The organism is Pseudooceanicola sediminis, from assembly GCF_003575965.1.
Lineage (GTDB): Bacteria > Pseudomonadota > Alphaproteobacteria > Rhodobacterales > Rhodobacteraceae > Pseudooceanicola > Pseudooceanicola sediminis.
Genome location: NZ_QWJJ01000002.1, coordinates 284,043 through 299,116, shown reverse-complemented (window position 1 = coordinate 299,116; position 15,074 = coordinate 284,043). Strand labels below are relative to the sequence as shown.

17 protein-coding genes are annotated in these 15,074 nt (G+C 56.0%); 7 read left to right on the top strand and 10 right to left on the bottom strand.

Annotated elements, in window-relative coordinates:
• Window positions 1-2 precede the first annotated feature (2 nt).
• The 6 genes from DL237_RS03275 to hemJ all read right to left on the bottom strand — a co-directional run bounded on the left by DL237_RS03275 (window position 3) and on the right by hemJ (window position 6,455).
• Window positions 3-812 (bottom strand): ParA family protein, encoded by an 810-nt coding sequence (locus tag DL237_RS03275; protein WP_119397589.1) that lies wholly within the window; start codon window positions 810-812, stop codon window positions 3-5.
• A complete protein-coding gene (gene rsmG, locus DL237_RS03270; protein WP_233544847.1) occupies window positions 805-1,419 on the bottom strand; it encodes a 16S rRNA (guanine(527)-N(7))-methyltransferase RsmG in 615 nt (204 codons plus the stop codon). Before rsmG ends, DL237_RS03275 begins: the two co-directional genes overlap by 8 nt.
• Entirely contained in the window at window positions 1,416-3,284 is a 1,869-nt protein-coding gene (gene mnmG, locus DL237_RS03265; protein WP_119397587.1) for a tRNA uridine-5-carboxymethylaminomethyl(34) synthesis enzyme MnmG, read from the bottom strand. The genes rsmG and mnmG overlap by 4 nt, the downstream gene beginning before the upstream one ends.
• A 12-nt stretch (window positions 3,285-3,296) precedes the next feature.
• Entirely contained in the window at window positions 3,297-4,580 is a 1,284-nt protein-coding gene (gene mnmE / locus DL237_RS03260) for a tRNA uridine-5-carboxymethylaminomethyl(34) synthesis GTPase MnmE (RefSeq protein WP_119397586.1), read from the bottom strand.
• A gap of 30 nt (window positions 4,581-4,610) precedes the next feature.
• Complete coding sequence (rho, locus tag DL237_RS03255) at window positions 4,611-5,882, bottom strand: transcription termination factor Rho (protein WP_119397585.1); 1,272 nt, start codon at window positions 5,880-5,882, stop codon at window positions 4,611-4,613.
• 126 nt (window positions 5,883-6,008) lie between these two features.
• Window positions 6,009-6,455 carry a protoporphyrinogen oxidase HemJ gene (hemJ, locus tag DL237_RS03250; RefSeq protein WP_119397584.1) on the bottom strand — a complete coding sequence of 149 codons (447 nt, stop codon included), beginning with the start codon at window positions 6,453-6,455 and terminating at the stop codon, window positions 6,009-6,011.
• 434 nt (window positions 6,456-6,889) lie between these two features.
• Between hemJ and DL237_RS03245 the strand changes: the two genes are divergently transcribed.
• The 4 genes from DL237_RS03245 to dnaQ are packed head-to-tail and all read left to right on the top strand — an operon-like array spanning window position 6,890 to window position 9,594.
• Complete coding sequence (locus DL237_RS03245) at window positions 6,890-7,489, top strand: Maf family protein (RefSeq protein WP_119397583.1); 600 nt, start codon at window positions 6,890-6,892, stop codon at window positions 7,487-7,489.
• Complete coding sequence (locus tag DL237_RS03240) at window positions 7,486-8,319, top strand: shikimate dehydrogenase (protein WP_119397582.1); 834 nt, start codon at window positions 7,486-7,488, stop codon at window positions 8,317-8,319. Before DL237_RS03245 ends, DL237_RS03240 begins: the two co-directional genes overlap by 4 nt.
• The gene (coaE, locus tag DL237_RS03235) at window positions 8,316-8,909 is read left to right on the top strand and encodes a dephospho-CoA kinase (protein ID WP_119397581.1); all 594 of its coding nucleotides are present in this window, start codon (window positions 8,316-8,318) and stop codon (window positions 8,907-8,909) included. Before DL237_RS03240 ends, coaE begins: the two co-directional genes overlap by 4 nt.
• The gene (dnaQ, locus tag DL237_RS03230; RefSeq protein WP_119397580.1) at window positions 8,902-9,594 is read left to right on the top strand and encodes a DNA polymerase III subunit epsilon; all 693 of its coding nucleotides are present in this window, start codon (window positions 8,902-8,904) and stop codon (window positions 9,592-9,594) included. Before coaE ends, dnaQ begins: the two co-directional genes overlap by 8 nt.
• 6 nt (window positions 9,595-9,600) lie before the next feature.
• Here the strand turns inward: dnaQ and secB are convergent, their stop codons facing one another.
• Both secB and DL237_RS03220 read right to left on the bottom strand, forming a co-directional pair.
• Window positions 9,601-10,095, bottom strand: a complete 495-nt coding sequence (secB, locus tag DL237_RS03225; protein ID WP_119397579.1) for a protein-export chaperone SecB — start codon at window positions 10,093-10,095, stop codon at window positions 9,601-9,603.
• 113 nt (window positions 10,096-10,208) lie between these two features.
• Complete coding sequence (locus DL237_RS03220; RefSeq protein ID WP_119397578.1) at window positions 10,209-10,688, bottom strand: FxsA family protein; 480 nt, start codon at window positions 10,686-10,688, stop codon at window positions 10,209-10,211.
• Between the two features lie 105 nt (window positions 10,689-10,793).
• On the opposite strand from DL237_RS03220, the gene DL237_RS03215 reads away from it, so the two are divergent.
• The 3 genes from DL237_RS03215 to DL237_RS03205 are packed head-to-tail and all read left to right on the top strand — an operon-like array spanning window position 10,794 to window position 13,122.
• Complete coding sequence (locus DL237_RS03215; RefSeq protein ID WP_119397577.1) at window positions 10,794-11,453, top strand: Tim44/TimA family putative adaptor protein; 660 nt, start codon at window positions 10,794-10,796, stop codon at window positions 11,451-11,453.
• A complete protein-coding gene (mltA, locus tag DL237_RS03210) occupies window positions 11,450-12,520 on the top strand; it encodes a murein transglycosylase A (RefSeq protein ID WP_119397576.1) in 1,071 nt (356 codons plus the stop codon). Before DL237_RS03215 ends, mltA begins: the two co-directional genes overlap by 4 nt.
• A complete protein-coding gene (locus tag DL237_RS03205) occupies window positions 12,517-13,122 on the top strand; it encodes a Smr/MutS family protein (RefSeq protein ID WP_119397575.1) in 606 nt (201 codons plus the stop codon). Before mltA ends, DL237_RS03205 begins: the two co-directional genes overlap by 4 nt.
• A 9-nt stretch (window positions 13,123-13,131) precedes the next feature.
• Here the strand turns inward: DL237_RS03205 and hslU are convergent, their stop codons facing one another.
• Together hslU and hslV are read right to left on the bottom strand one after the other, a co-directional pair.
• Window positions 13,132-14,439 carry an ATP-dependent protease ATPase subunit HslU gene (gene hslU / locus DL237_RS03200; protein ID WP_119397574.1) on the bottom strand — a complete coding sequence of 436 codons (1,308 nt, stop codon included), beginning with the start codon at window positions 14,437-14,439 and terminating at the stop codon, window positions 13,132-13,134.
• Window positions 14,440-14,466: 27 nt separating this feature from the next.
• Entirely contained in the window at window positions 14,467-15,021 is a 555-nt protein-coding gene (gene hslV / locus DL237_RS03195) for an ATP-dependent protease subunit HslV (protein WP_119397573.1), read from the bottom strand.
• Window positions 15,022-15,074 lie beyond the last annotated feature (53 nt).

Genomic DNA, 15,074 nt, shown 5'->3' with positions numbered 1-15,074 from the left:
CCTCAGGCGGCAACTCGTTCGTGTTTTTTCAAAAGCTCGTCGGCGAGAGCGCGGTATGCCATGGCGCCCTTGGACGTCCCGTCGAACTCCAGGACGGGCATAGAAAATGATGGCGCTTCGCTCACTCGAACGTTCCGCGGAATGATTGTCTTAAAGACCAAATCACCAAGATTATCGCGAGCGTCTTCTTCAACCTGTTGGCTCAGATTGTTTCGAGAATCGTACATCGTAAGAACGATGCCCTCGATCCGAAGGTCAGGGTTGGCCGTTTGACGCACTTCTCTGATGGTCAACATGAGCTGCGAAAGACCCTCCAAAGCAAAAAATTCGCTTTGCAGTGGTACCAAGATAGAATGGGACGCAACCATCGCATTGACTGTCAGCAAGTTTAGCGAAGGCGGACAATCGATCAGCACATAGTCGTAATTATAGTCGCTCATCGCAGGTTGCCGAAGCGCGTCGAACAAAAGATGCGATCTTTTTTCGTTTGAAATCAGTTCGATATCCGCTGATGAAAGGTCAACCGTCGCAGGCACGATATCCAAGTTCCTGACCGACGACTCCTGTATGACATCTTGCAAACTGGCATCATCCAGCAGCAATTCATACGTGGTATTCTCTCGCATATCAGGCTCAATACCTAAACCTGTCGATGCGTTGCCTTGCGGATCGAGATCAACCAAAAGCACTCGTTTACCCTGCTCAACCAGCGCGGCCCCAAGGTTGATAGCGGTCGTAGTTTTCCCAACCCCGCCTTTCTGGTTGGCGATTGCAACGATCCGTGGAGTTTGAGAGGAAATTCCATTAGACACGTTCGACTCCTCCAATTTCCAGGATAACGGCCTCTGGCTCGGTCATACTCTTGTGAGTCTCGCAGCGGAAGCGCCAATGTTGTCTGGCTTCCTCAAGTTCCGTTTGCCACCGCGCGCCCTTAAGGAAAAGCGCGGTTCCATCCTCAGACATATGTTGCCCAGAAAATTCTATCAGTCCGTTCAGGGACGTTAGAGCTCGTGCACTGAGGATATCAGCATTTTGGGGTGCTGCGCGCTCTATTCGCTCCGCCAAAACAGTAACTTTCAGCCCCGCCTCACGCGCCACTGTCCGTAAAAAAGCGCACTTTCGCTGATCGGACTCGATAAGTGTAACATGGCCGCTGGGGTGAAATTCCGAAGCGTAGATAGCCACCACCAATCCCGGGAATCCACCTCCGCTACCAAGATCGACCCAGGACGAAAAATTTGGCGCAAGTGAATAAAGCTGAGCGGAATCAGCTATATGGCGTTCCCATACCAAGGGAATAGTATTTTTTGATACTATATTGATTTTCTCATTCCAGCGAGAAAGAAGGTCAACATACATCTCAAGCCGTTGGAATGTTTCACGTGAAACACCGCTTTCGATTTTTTGTTCAGTGCTCACGCAGAACGCTCCCTCAGCGAGCGATTTAGCCGAGACAAAATGAGCGCCAAGGCCGCAGGGGTCATCCCCTCAATACGGCCCGCCTGTGCCAGATTTGACGGGCGGACGACTTTGAGTTTAAGCTTAAGCTCATTAGATAAACCATCCAGGACGCCGTAGTCGAAATTCGAAGGAATTTCTCTCAGTTCATCCCGTTTAAGGGCTTCGGTATCCTTCTGCTGACGCTCAACATAAGTTGCATAGAGCGCGTCGTTTTTGAGCTGCGACTGTGTCTCTCCATCCAACAGAGCAAGATCTTCTTCGATTTTCACAAGATCTTGTATAGCGACATCCGGGAACGACAAAACCTGGTAGAGGGATCTCTGCTTCCCATCTTCGCTAATCTTTACCCCATTTTTATTCAGCGTCTTCGGCGTGACGACACAATCGGTCAGCATCGCCCTTCCCTTTTCAAGACGATCCATCTTTGCCCTAAAAATACTTGCGCGATTAGGACCCACAAGTCCGCACTCAATTCCAAGACCCGTCAACCTTTGGTCTGCGTTGTCAGCGCGGAGCGACAAGCGAAACTCAGCGCGAGAAGTAAACATACGGTAGGGCTCAGATACGCCACGCGTCGTCAAGTCATCAATCATTACACCGATATAGCTATCGGAGCGGGTGAATGTGACGGGATCCTGCCCAAGAGCATCTTTTGCCGCATTGACGCCGGCGACCAACCCTTGCGCCGCGGCCTCCTCATAACCCGTTGTGCCATTAATCTGGCCGGCCAAGTACAAGCCTGGAACGTCATTTACGGCGAGTCGGTTATCTAACGATCGGGGGTCAACAAAATCGTACTCGATGGCGTACCCAGGCTGAAGTATTTTTACCTCTTCGAGCGCCTTGATCGAGCGTACGTACTCCTCCTGCACATCCGCAGGCAGTGATGTTGAAATTCCGTTAGGATAAATCGTGTGATCATTAAGCCCCTCAGGTTCCAAGAAAACTTGATGAGAATCTTTTTCTGAGAAGCGAACGACTTTATCCTCGATAGACGGGCAATATCGAGGGCCGACGCCATCTATATGACCACCATACATCGCAGATCGCGCCAGATTCGCCCTGATAATCTCATGCGTTTTTTCGTTGGTATGGGTGATACCGCAGGAGACCTGGGGCGTACTTGTCGACTTGGTGAGGAATGAGAAAAAAACGGGGGCATCATCTCCCGGCTGACTTTCAAGGATATCCCAATCGATAGTACGACCATCAAGCCGGGGTGGGGTGCCGGTTTTCAATCGACCCAGAGGAAGGCCAAAACTCTCCATCCTTTCGCCGAGAAGATTTGCCGCGCTATCCCCCATACGACCACCAGGAAAGCTCTTATCTCCGATATGGATCAACCCTCGCAGGAAGGTGCCCGTCGTCAAAACGACGGCACAGGCTGAGATTTTCGATCCATCTGCTAGAACCAGTCCTGAAACCCTGCCCGATTCGATAACGAAATCAGTTACTTCACCAACCAATATGCTCAAATTAGGGCAATCAGTGATCTCCTTAAGCATTTCCGCTTTGTAAATCGCGCGATCAGCTTGCGCTCTTGGACCCTGCACGGCAGGGCCTTTCCGCCTATTTAGCAAGCGGAACTGAATACCTGCCTTATCAGCAACCCGCCCCATAACTCCATCAAGAGCGTCAATTTCCCGGACCAAATGCCCCTTGCCCAATCCGCCAATCGCGGGATTGCACGACATTACGCCAATTCCACTCATCTTCAACGTGATGAGCGCAGTTTTTGCACCGACTCGCGCGGCCGCATGGGCCGCATCACAACCCGCATGACCACCGCCAACCACAACTACGTCGAAATCCGAATGTTTCACGTGAAACAACTCCTACTTTCCGATGCAAAAACTTGAGAAGATCTCCGCCAGGAGAGTCTCGACATCGACTTTCCCTACCAGAGAATCGAGGGAGCGAATAGCCGACCTCAGCTCTTCGGCGATCACATCCTCTCCATAGGCGGAATTATTCAACATGGCTTCCGCAGCTTCGAGATATCCCAAGGCACGAATAATGGCCAAGCGGTGCCTCTCCCTGGTTGCCGTCGCAACCAAAGCCGAACGCGCAGAAAAAATATCTGCCAGTTGATCAATGAGCCTATCGACACCCTGCCCCGTTATGCCACTCACACCCTCTGCACCGTCAAAAAGATCTGCCTTGCCACGCAGTATGAGATCTTCGTGTTTCAGAGGGAATTTAGGCGCTTCTCCAGGTTCCAGAAGATAAATGCGAAGATCGGCCAATTCTGCACGCGCACGGGCGCGCTCGATCCCAATTGCTTCTACGACATCGTCAGTTTCGCGCAAACCAGCGGTATCCAGCAAGGTGACTGGGAGGCCGCGCAAATCCATACGAACTTCAATCACATCACGAGTCGTTCCCGCCACCGACGAAGTGATGGCGGCATCACGGCCCGCTAAATAGTTTAGAAGCGTAGATTTTCCCGCATTCGGTGCCCCGATTATAGCCACCTCGAAGCCCGTTCTTACACGCTCTGCGACCTCGGCACCTGCAGCTTGCTCGCGCAAGCTGGCCTCTACACCAAAAAGCAACTCCTGTACTTCCGGCCGCACGTTGATCGGAACATCTTCATCGACAAAATCGATTGTGGCCTCAAGAAGAGCAGCCGCACGAATGAGATCCTTGCGCCATACCTGGACAATATCACCTAGCTTGCCTGAGAAGACTCGCTGTGCTTGGCGCCTTTGCGCTTCGGTTTCTGAATCGATAAGATCCGCAAGGCCTTCGACCTGAGAAAGATCCATTTTTCCGTTTTCCAGAGCACGGCGCGTAAATTCTCCGGCCTCAGCCATACGCAACCCGGGGATATCACCGAGAATATGAAGAGTTCTGCTTATAATGGCTGGGCTACCGTGGAGATGGAGCTCAGCGACATCCTCGCCGGTAAAGCTATTGGGGGCCTGGAAAAACAGAATCAGAGCTTGGTCTAGAACTTCCCCATCAGATGTTCGAAGCATCCGAAGGCTGGCAAGCCGCTGGGGTAGCGTCGAAATTCCAAAGCATGAAAGAGCAGAGAGGGCATCGGGCCCGGAGATCCGGACCACTGATACACCCGCCCTTCCCGGCGCCGAAGCAAGGGCAAAGATCGTGTCCATTGGTAGCTCCTCTCCGGGCAGGCGCCCGGATCAGGTATTCATCGAGTCGAAAAAGTCGGAGTTTGTCTTTGTCTGCTTCAACTTCGAGATCAGGAATTCGATAGCGTCTGTCGTTCCCATCGGATTCAGGATGCGACGCAGAACAAAGGTCTTCTGAAGATCGATCTTATCGACAAGAAGCTCTTCCTTGCGGGTACCGGACTTAAGAATATCCATGGCAGGGAAGACGCGTTTGTCGGCGACCTTGCGATCCAGGACAATCTCAGAGTTGCCAGTCCCCTTGAACTCTTCGAAAATGACCTCATCCATACGGCTACCGGTGTCGATCAGTGCCGTCGCAATGATGGTCAGTGAACCGCCCTCTTCGATATTTCGAGCAGCCCCAAAGAACCTCTTGGGCCTCTGCAAAGCGTTGGCATCAACACCCCCTGTAAGAACCTTACCGGAGGACGGAACCACGGTGTTGAAGGCCCTACCAAGTCTGGTGATCGAGTCGAGAAGAATAACAACATCTCGTTTATGTTCGACAAGCCGCTTGGCTTTTTCGATGACCATCTCGCAAACAGCCACGTGCCGCGTTGCAGGCTCGTCAAAGGTCGAGGAAATTACCTCGCCTTTTACCGAACGTTGCATGTCGGTCACCTCTTCCGGACGCTCATCGATAAGAAGCACGATCAGATAGCATTCAGGGTGATTTTTCTCGATCGAATTCGCGATATTTTGCAGCAGTACGGTTTTACCCGTGCGCGGCGGAGCAACGATCAACGATCGCTGACCCTTACCGATGGGAGCCACCAGGTCGATGATCCTGGCGGAACGGTCCTTGATGGTCGGATCTTCAATTTCCATCTTCAGACGTTCGTCGGGATACAGCGGCGTTAGGTTATCGAAAGCGATCTTGTGACGCGCTTTTTCCGGATCTTCGAAGTTGATCGAGGACACTGTGGTCAGGGCGAAGTAGCGTTCGTTGTCGTCTGGCTGCTTCATCAGCCCTTCGACAGTATCGCCGGTCCTGAGAGAAAACTGACGGATCATGTCGGGAGAGACATAGATATCATCCGGCCCCGACAGATAGTTCGCCTCGGGTGAACGAAGAAAACCAAATCCATCTTGGAGGACTTCCAGCACACCATCGCCGCCAATCTGCCAGTCTTCATCCGCAAGCTCACGGAGAATCTGGAACATCATCTCGCCCTTGCGCATGGTCGAGGCGTTCTCGATCTCAAGTTCTTCGGCCATCGCCAAAAGATCCTTGGGGCTTTTGGCCTTGAGATCATACAGATTGAGGCGGTTCTCACTCATCGAAAAAATGTCCTTGGACCGGCTCAGCAGTGGAGCACGCGATCGCTTCTATGTCTGGAAAGTATCTCACCCGGACGGGTGACTTGGGGCGGTACATAAGCCTTGGAGAGCAACGAGTCAATTCTTCTAGAACTTCACGACAACCGAGATGACGATGATCAGCATGAGAAGTGTCGGAACCTCGTTCATCATACGGTAGCGGCGGCCTGAGAGGTCGTTTTTCCCTGCCTCGAAGTCCTTGCGACGCTTACCTAGCCAGTGATGAAACCATGTCATGGCCAAGACCGAAGCTGCTTTGGTCCAAGGCCACAAAAAAGACCAGTCGACGATGCCCGGCGTGAAGACCAGGGCGAGACCAAAGATCCATGTCCCTATCATCGCAGGATTCATGATCGCACGCAGAAGCTTGTATTCCATGGTCTGAAACAGGCGATCGACCTGCGGGTCCTGTCCCTGCTCCGCATGGTACACGAAAAGTCGTGGCAAATAGAAAATGCCAGCCATCCAGCTGATCACAGCGATGATGTGGAGACTTTTCGTCCAAGGATAAGCCAGCGCGAGGAAGTCAGACATGAGTTATCTCCGTTCGTCCTCGTCCCACATATCCTTCAATTCTATTTAAAGAAAAGATTGTTGTTAGATGTAGAGCTGCCTTTTCCTGTGGATACTTCAGTTTTCCTTACGATCTTGCACATTGTGGATAAGTTGGGGGTAAACTTGGAGTCACGTCGGGATTGTTAGAACTTGAAATATTTTTTATACATAAAAATCATATAGTTATATCAAATATAAAGCGGCATTTGCCCAACGTGACAGCTGTGGATCAATCCCGGGGCGACTCCTGAGAAAGGACAAATCGGGTTATCCTTCCCCACAGAGGGTGCTTCTTGCGGGACTCGGGCGACTCGGGCGAGTCCTGCACAGCAGGTTGGCCTCTTGCGCTCCAAGCTGTTTTTTTCCAGAAGTTGACCAGACTTTATCGCGCGGTTTTTCACTAGGTTATCCCCATGTCGCAAAGCATCATCCTCGCGTCCGGTTCTACAATCAGGGCTGAGCTACTCGCACGCGCAGGTGTTTCGTTCGAAGTGATGACCGCGCGGGTCGACGAACAGTCCATCAAGGCATCCCTGCTGGCCGAAGGTGAAAGCCCTCGGAACGTCGCGGACGCATTGGCGCAAACCAAAGCTGAGAAGATCGGCGCAAGAGTACCGGGCGCGTTCACAATCGGGTGTGACCAAGTCCTCGCATTTGACGGTCAGATTGTTTCAAAGCCGGCGAGGCTGGAAGAAGCAAAGCGTCAGTTGCAGATGCTTGCCGGAAAGCAGCATCAGTTGCACAGCGCCGCAGTCATCGTCGAAGGTGGCAAGACCGTTTGGCGCAAGGTGAGCGACGTCACGATGACAATGCGCGCTATTTCCGACGACTATTTGGAGGCCTACCTTGCGCGAAACTGGCCTGAGGTCTCGCACTCCTGTGGTGCGTACCAGGTCGAGGCGGAAGGTAGCCGCCTGTTTTCCCGGATTCAGGGGGATTACTTTGCAGTATTGGGTTTGCCATTGCTGGAGGTCCTTGACTATCTTGCCTTGAGAGGAGCGATCGAGTCATGAGCCTGGAGCGTATTCCCTTGGCCGGTGTGATCGGTAACCCCGTTGCGCATTCTCGGTCTCCGCAGGTGCATGGGTTTTGGCTCAAGTCCATGAATTTGCAGGGCCATTACGTGCCGATGCATGTCGCGGGCGGCGATCTTGAATCCGCACTTCGTATGCTGCCAAAGCTGGGGTTCGTGGGTGTGAATGTCACCATTCCCCACAAGGAAGCGGTTTTGCGCATAGCCGACCAGGTTACGGATCGTGCTACTCTGATCGGGGCTGCGAATACTCTGATTTTCGGGGCTGATGGACGTATCCATGCCGACAATACGGATGGGTATGGTTTTATCGAAAATCTGCGCCAGTGTGCGCCTGCGTGGGATCCCAAAGCAGGGCCGGCTGCGCTTTTGGGCGCGGGGGGCGCGGCGCGGGCTGTTATTTCTTCTCTTCTTGATGCGGGCGTGCCCGAGATACTGATATCCAACAGGACAAGGGCACGGGCCGACAGTTTGCAGCAGGAGTTCGGCAAGCGCCTGCATGTGGTCGAATGGGTTCAGGCCGGAAATATGGTTTCCGAGGGGGCCTTGGTGGTCAATACCACATCGCTGGGGATGATCGGAAAACCCGAACTTCGTGTGCCGATGGATGGGCTGCATGGGGCGCAGGTGGTGACGGATCTTGTCTATAACCCTCTTATGACTACATTTTTACAGACAGCGCAGGCGGCCGGCTGCACAACGGTGGATGGTCTTGGCATGTTGTTGCACCAGGCTGTGCCGGGTTTCGAACGCTGGTTCGGACGGCGGCCGGAAGTGACGCCGGAGTTGCGCGACGCGGCGATGCGATGAGTTTCCTGATCGGATTGACCGGATCGATCGGGATGGGCAAGTCGACGACAGCCCGCCTTTTTGCCGCCGAGGGCTGCGATATCTGGGATGCAGACGCCGCGGTACACCGTCTGTATGACGTCGGTGGTTTAGCGGTGGAATCGATCGCAACAGCGTTCCCGGATGCGGTTCACGAGGGGGCCGTTTCGCGCGACGCGTTGAAGACGATCATTTCCAACGATCCAACAGCCCTGCACCGCATCGAGGAAATCGTGCATCCCCTCGTGACCGCAGATCGACGCGCATTTGTTGCCAAGGCTACGTCGGATATAGTGGTCCTCGATATCCCCTTGCTGTTCGAAGGCGGGGGGGCGCACGACATGGATGCGACGGTCGTCGTGACGGCCCCGCCAGCAGTTCAAAGAGAACGTGTTCTGGCCCGGGGCGCGATGACCGAGGCACAGTTCGAAATGATATTGTCCAAACAGATGCCTGATGCAGAAAAACGCAAACGCGCGACCTATATCGTTTTGACGGACACCGTCGAACATGCCAGCGAACAGGTCGCAGCCATCGTGGCGGAAGTCAGAAAAGGTCTGGAAAATGCGTGAGATCGTCCTTGATACGGAAACGACCGGTTTTGAACCCGAGCAGGGAGATCGTCTGGTCGAGATCGGTGCGGTGGAGCTGTTCAACCACATGCCGACGGGCGAGACCTTTCACGTCTATATCAATCCCAAACGCAACATGCCCGACGATGCCTTTCGCGTGCACGGGCTGAGCGAGGAATTCCTGTCCGACAAGCCCGTGTTTTCCGAGGTTGCGCAGGATTTTCTGGATTTCATCGGAGATTCCAAGCTGGTGATCCACAACGCCAGCTTCGACATGAAGTTTCTGAACGCCGAGCTGGGTTGGCTGGGCAAACCGAAACTTCCCATGTCACAGGCGTTGGATACGCTGGCTATCGCGCGCAAGCGGTTTCCCGGCTCGCCTGCGTCGCTGGATGCGCTTTGCCGTCGTTTCGGCATCGACAATTCGTCGCGGACTTTGCACGGAGCGCTGCTCGACTCGGAAATTCTGGCCGAGGTCTATCTGGAGCTTGTTGGCGGCCGGCAGCCGGACCTGGTGCTGGCCCCGAAAGAAGACAACAAGTCTACGGTCACGGTGGATGATGACTGGCGGCCCCGGCCGCGCCCGGTTGCCCTGCCCTCTCGGCTCAGCGAAAAGGAAAGCGCCGCCCATGCCGAGTTCATCGACAAGATGGGCGACGCCGCAATCTGGAAAAAACTGGGCTGAGACCGATCAGTTGGCCGGGGCAGCCGCCTGTGCGGCAGAGCGACGCTGAAGTTCGGCGCGGTAGAGCTGCACGAAGTCGATCGTGTCCAGGTTCAGCGGCGGGAAGCCACCGTCGCGTGTGACATCGCTGACGATGCGACGCACGAAGGGGAACAGCATCCGCGGGCATTCAATCAGCAGGAACGGGTGCATCTGCTCTTCCGGGACGCCCTCGATCGCGAAAACACCGACGTACTCCAGTTCGAGGACGAACATTGAATCACCGGTTTCCTTGGTGACCGAATTGATCGTCAGCTTCATCATCACTTCGAACTGATTGTCGCCTTCACGCTTTTTAGCGTCGAGAGCGACCTGAACCTTTACGTCAGGTTGTACCTGGCCGGTCGCCGGTTTGCGCGCGAGGATATTTTCAAACGACATGTCGCGGATGTACTGCGTCATGACGTTCATTTTTACCTGTGGCGCCTGCTGGGCGGCACCGTTCTGGAGTTCTTCGGCCATATTGTCTGCTCCTGCGGAAGGTTGAGATGTTGGCAAATGTCCTACCAGCTTGGCAAGGGCGTCTCAACGTCCCAATGAACTAAGTGTGAAGTGATGAAAATTGTGTTCAGATCCTAGTGCTGTGTCCAGCCGGAGGGGCGATGCGTCGGGCGCTTGGGCGGGTCGATCTCTGAATAATCGCCTTCGATGATATCGGCGTCCTGCGCTGGTCTGTTGGCCGCGCCCGACCCCATTGCAAAGCTCTGAACCTTGATGCGTTTTCGAAGAAAGGTGAATGCGGCGCGTCGGAACGCCGGTGTCAGCAGGGCAAACCCAAGCGCATCGGTAAAGAAACCGGGCGTCACCAGAAGCGCGCCGGCCAGCAGGATCATCGCGGCATCCGCCAGGGGGGCCGAAGGATCGGACAGTTCTGAAAAGCTCTTGCGGATGTTGTTCATCGCCAGCGCGCCCTGTTGGCGGACCAGCCAAGTGCCCAGAACTGCGGTGAACAGCACGATGGCCAAGGTCCAGCCCAGGCCGATCAGGCCGCCGACCTGGATGAAAAGGGCAATTTCGATCATCGGGATTGCGATGAACACCATCAATAGCCACATGAAACTTACTCCTCTTTCGGGTGGCAGAGTGGACTCAACCCTGCGCGTCACCTACATAAGAGCGAGTTCGTTCTGTTACCATGCCCGGAGGTCCAAGAGGTTTTCATGAATTCGCCAATTCTCCAGCTACTAGTTCTTGCGGGGATCGCCGTTTTCCTGATCCTCCGTCTTAGAAACGTCCTTGGAACACGGGAAGGCTTTGAGAAACCTCCGGTTGCCACCAGTCCGCAACCCACGGCACGATCCACCTCCTTTGAGGTGATCGAAGGTGGCCCTGATCCCGACATCACAGATCACGTTCCCGCGAACAGCCCTTCGGCGCGCGCCATCGAAAAGATGAAGTCGATCGAGCCAGGCTTCAGCGTTTCGGAGTTTCTGGGCGGCGCACGCGCGGCCTACGAGATGATCCTGATGGGCTTTGAAAAGGGTGAACTTGACGATGTCCGCGCGTTTCTGGCCCCTGACGTCTACGCAAGTTTCGCGCAGGTCGTGGACATGCGCGAACAACAGGGCCTGACGGTCGAGGGTGAGTTTGTCGGCGTCAAGGAAATGACCCTGACCGAAGCGGTGTTCCACGAGGACACGCAGACGGCAGAGCTGACCGTGCGCTATCTTGGCCAGCTGACGCAGGTCGTTCGCGATGCCAATGGCGAAATCGTCGAGGGCGAGCCGGGCAAGGTCAAAACCCAGCTGGATATCTGGACATTCGAGCGCAAGATGGGTTCGGACAACGTGAACTGGCAGCTTGTCGCAACGGGCGAATGAACCAGCGGGCGGCTGCGGCATATGTGGCGATCTGCAGTGCCGCGCTTGCCCAGTTTGCTTCTGTTGCCGCCTCTGAAACCGTTGATCCGACCTATTCAGTGCTGGATTTCCACGGGCTGACCGGCTGGACATCCGACGATCAACAGGCGGCGTTGAGCGTGTTTCTGAACACCTGTGGAGACATGAAGGGTGTGGATTGGCAGACGCTTTGCCTGATGGCAAAGGATCAGTCGGAGCAGGATGGTCAGGCCAAGACGTTTTTCGAACTGTTTTTCAGGCCGGTCCTGATTCAGGATGGCTCCCCTGCCTTGTTCACCGGCTATTACGAGCCCGAGCTGGATGGATCCAGAACCCGCACAAGCCGTTTCCGCTATCCTGTCTATCGCCTGCCGCCCGACGTGACCGAAGGAGTGCCATGGCTGACCCGCCGCGAAATCGAAGAAGGCAACGCTCTTGCCGGACGTGGGTTGGAAATTGCATGGGTCGATGACCCGGTCGAGTTGCTGTTCCTTCAGATCCAGGGATCGGGCCGAATCCTGTTGCAGGATGGCAGCCACATTCGCCTGGGATATGCGGGCAATAATGGGCAGGACTACAGATCCATCGGGAAGGAAATGGTGCGACGGGAGATTTACGAGCCGCACCAGGTGTCTGCCAAGGTGATTGGTAATTGGGTCAGGCGGAATCCGATCGAGGGTGCGGAGCTGCTGCGACACAATCCGTCATTCGTGTTTTTCCGCGTTCTTGATGACGTACCGTCCGAGGCGGGCCCAAAGGGGGCAATGAATCGTTCGATCACCCCTGGGCGCAGCCTTGCGATAGATCCCCAATACATACCTCTGGGCGCGCCGGTGTGGATCGAGAAGAAAGGGTTTCGTGAAATGCGCCGCCTGATGGTCGCACAGGACACAGGCTCTGCGATCAAGGGACCGCAACGTGCCGATGTTTTCATGGGCACGGGGGCGGGTGCAGGGCGCGAGGCCGGGCGGATGAAGGACGCAGGCCGGATGGTCGTTCTGCTGCCGATCCAACGCGCCTATGCCATGATGGTGGAGGATGCGCCATGAGCCGCCGCCGTCGTTTGCGTCCCGAGGAAGTTGAGCTTTGGGAACGCGTGGCCAGTTCGACGGAACGACTTGGCCCGGCGCGCAAAAACCTTGTGCAGCCAGAGGTAACGAAAGAACGGCGTCAGGTGCCGGAGCACGTGCCTGCTGCTCCGAAGCACGAGATCATGCCTTTCCACGTGGGCCAAAAGGCGTCCCACAGCGGCGGTGCGCATGATCTGCTTGCCCCGATCGGGGACCGGTTGCGCTCTGCTCCCGTACGGATGGACAAGAAGACGCATTCGCGCATGACAAAGGGCAAACTGTTGCCGGAAGCGCGAATTGATCTGCATGGCATGACGGTGGAGCGCGCGCATCAGGCGCTGAGGTCGTTCATCCTGCGTTCCGTGCAGAATGAGCTTCGCCTCGTCCTCGTCATCACCGGAAAGGGCCGCCGCCAGGATGACGATGGCCCCATTCCCGGAAGGCACGGCGTGTTGCGCCACCAGTTGCCGCACTGGCTGTCCATTCCGCCGCTGTCGCAACTGGTGTTGCAGGTAACCTCGGCCCACGCCAGGCATGGCGGGGCCGGGGCATATTATATCTATCTGAGACGCAACCGATAAAGCGCGCCTTTACAGCACGTATCGGCTGATATCGGTCGAAGCTGCCAGTGCGCCAAGGTTCTTGTCGACGAACTCCGCATCCACCGCGATCGAGTCGCCTCCGCGATCCGGAGCGGTAAAGGACAGTTCCTCGAACACCCGCTCGATCACCGTATAGAGACGCCGCGCGCCGATGTTCTCGACCGATTGGTTTACTTCGGCCGCGATCCGGGCCAGCGCCGCTATTCCGTCTTCGGTAAAGGTCACGTCGACCCCTTCGGTGCCGAGCATGGCGGAATACTGGCGCGTCAGCGCATTGTCGGTTTCGGTCAGGATGCGAACGAAATCGCCTTCGGTCAGCGCTTTCAATTCCACCCGGATCGGCAGCCGCCCCTGAAGTTCGGGCAGCAGATCCGACGGTTTGGCGATGTGAAAGGCGCCCGATGCGATGAACAGGATATGGTCGGTCTTGACCGGGCCGTACTTGGTCGACACGGTCGTCCCTTCGATCAGCGGCAGCAGGTCGCGCTGGACGCCTTCGCGTGACACGTCACCGCCACGGGCGTCGGTGCGCGCGCACACCTTGTCGATCTCGTCCAGAAAGACGATGCCGTTTTCCTCGACTGACGACACTGCGGCGCGGTTCACGGTTTCCTCGTCCAGCAGCTTGTCGGCCTCTTCGCTGATCAGCAGGGCGTAACTGTCGGCGACTCGCAGCTTTTTGGTGACCTTGCGACCGCCAAAGGCTTTGCCGAAGATGTCGCCCAGGTTCATCATGCCCATCTGCCCGCCGGGCTGTCCCGGAATTTCCATTCCGCCCAGAGGGTTCGAGGTGTCTGCGACCTCAAGCGTGATTTCGGTGTCGTCCAGCTCGCCGTTGCGCAGTTTCTTGCGAAACATCTCGCGCGTAGCGTCGCGCGAGTCGGTGCCGGCAATTGCGTCGATCACGCGGTCTTCTGCAGCTTCGTGCGCCTTGGATTTCACATCCTCTCGCATGTGATCACGGGTCATTGCGATGGCGCTGTCTACCAGGTCGCGGATGATCTGTTCAACGTCACGACCGACATAGCCGACCTCGGTGAACTTGGTCGCTTCGACCTTGATGAAGGGCGCGCGGGCCAGTTTCGCCAGGCGGCGGCTGATCTCGGTCTTGCCGACGCCGGTCGGGCCGATCATCAGGATGTTCTTGGGATAGACTTCGTCGCGGATGTCATCGGACAATTTCTTGCGACGCCAGCGATTACGCAGGGCCACGGCCACGGCACGTTTTGCATCCTTCTGGCCGATGATGAAACGGTCGAGCTCCGAGACGATTTCCCGGGGAGTAAGGTCAGTCATTGGGGTCCTTTCAAGAGATATCGGCGCTTAGCCGATCGTCTCCACGGTCAGGTTTCCGTTGGTGTAAACGCAGATGTCGGACGCAATCGCCATTGCCTGGCGCGCAATCTGTTCAGGGTCATCCATATAGTCATAAACGCCACGTGCAGCGGCCAGGGCAAAGTTCCCGCCCGACCCGATGGCAGCGATATTGTTTTCCGGTTCCAGAACGTCGCCGGCGCCGGTGATCACGAACAGGTCCTTGCCGTCGGTCACGATCAGCATCGCTTCGAGCTTTTGCAGGTACTTGTCGGTGCGCCAGTCCTTGGCAAGCTCGACACTGGCACGGGCAAGTTGGCCAGGGGTCGCTTCCAGCTTCGCCTCCAGCCGCTCCAGCAAGGTAAAGGCATCGGCGGTGGAGCCGGCGAAACCGGCGACCACATCATAGCCGCCCGGGGACAGGCGGCGCACCTTGCGTGCCGTCCCCTTGATCACCGTCTGGCCCAGGGATACCTGCCCGTCGCCAGCGACAACCACCTTGTCCCCCTTGCGGACGCCGATGATCGTCGTGCCGTGCCAGCCGGGAAAGTCGCTCTCTGCCATGTAAATCTCCTTTGGTCTGGGGAGGTATATGAGGGCCTTGGCACGGGGCGGCA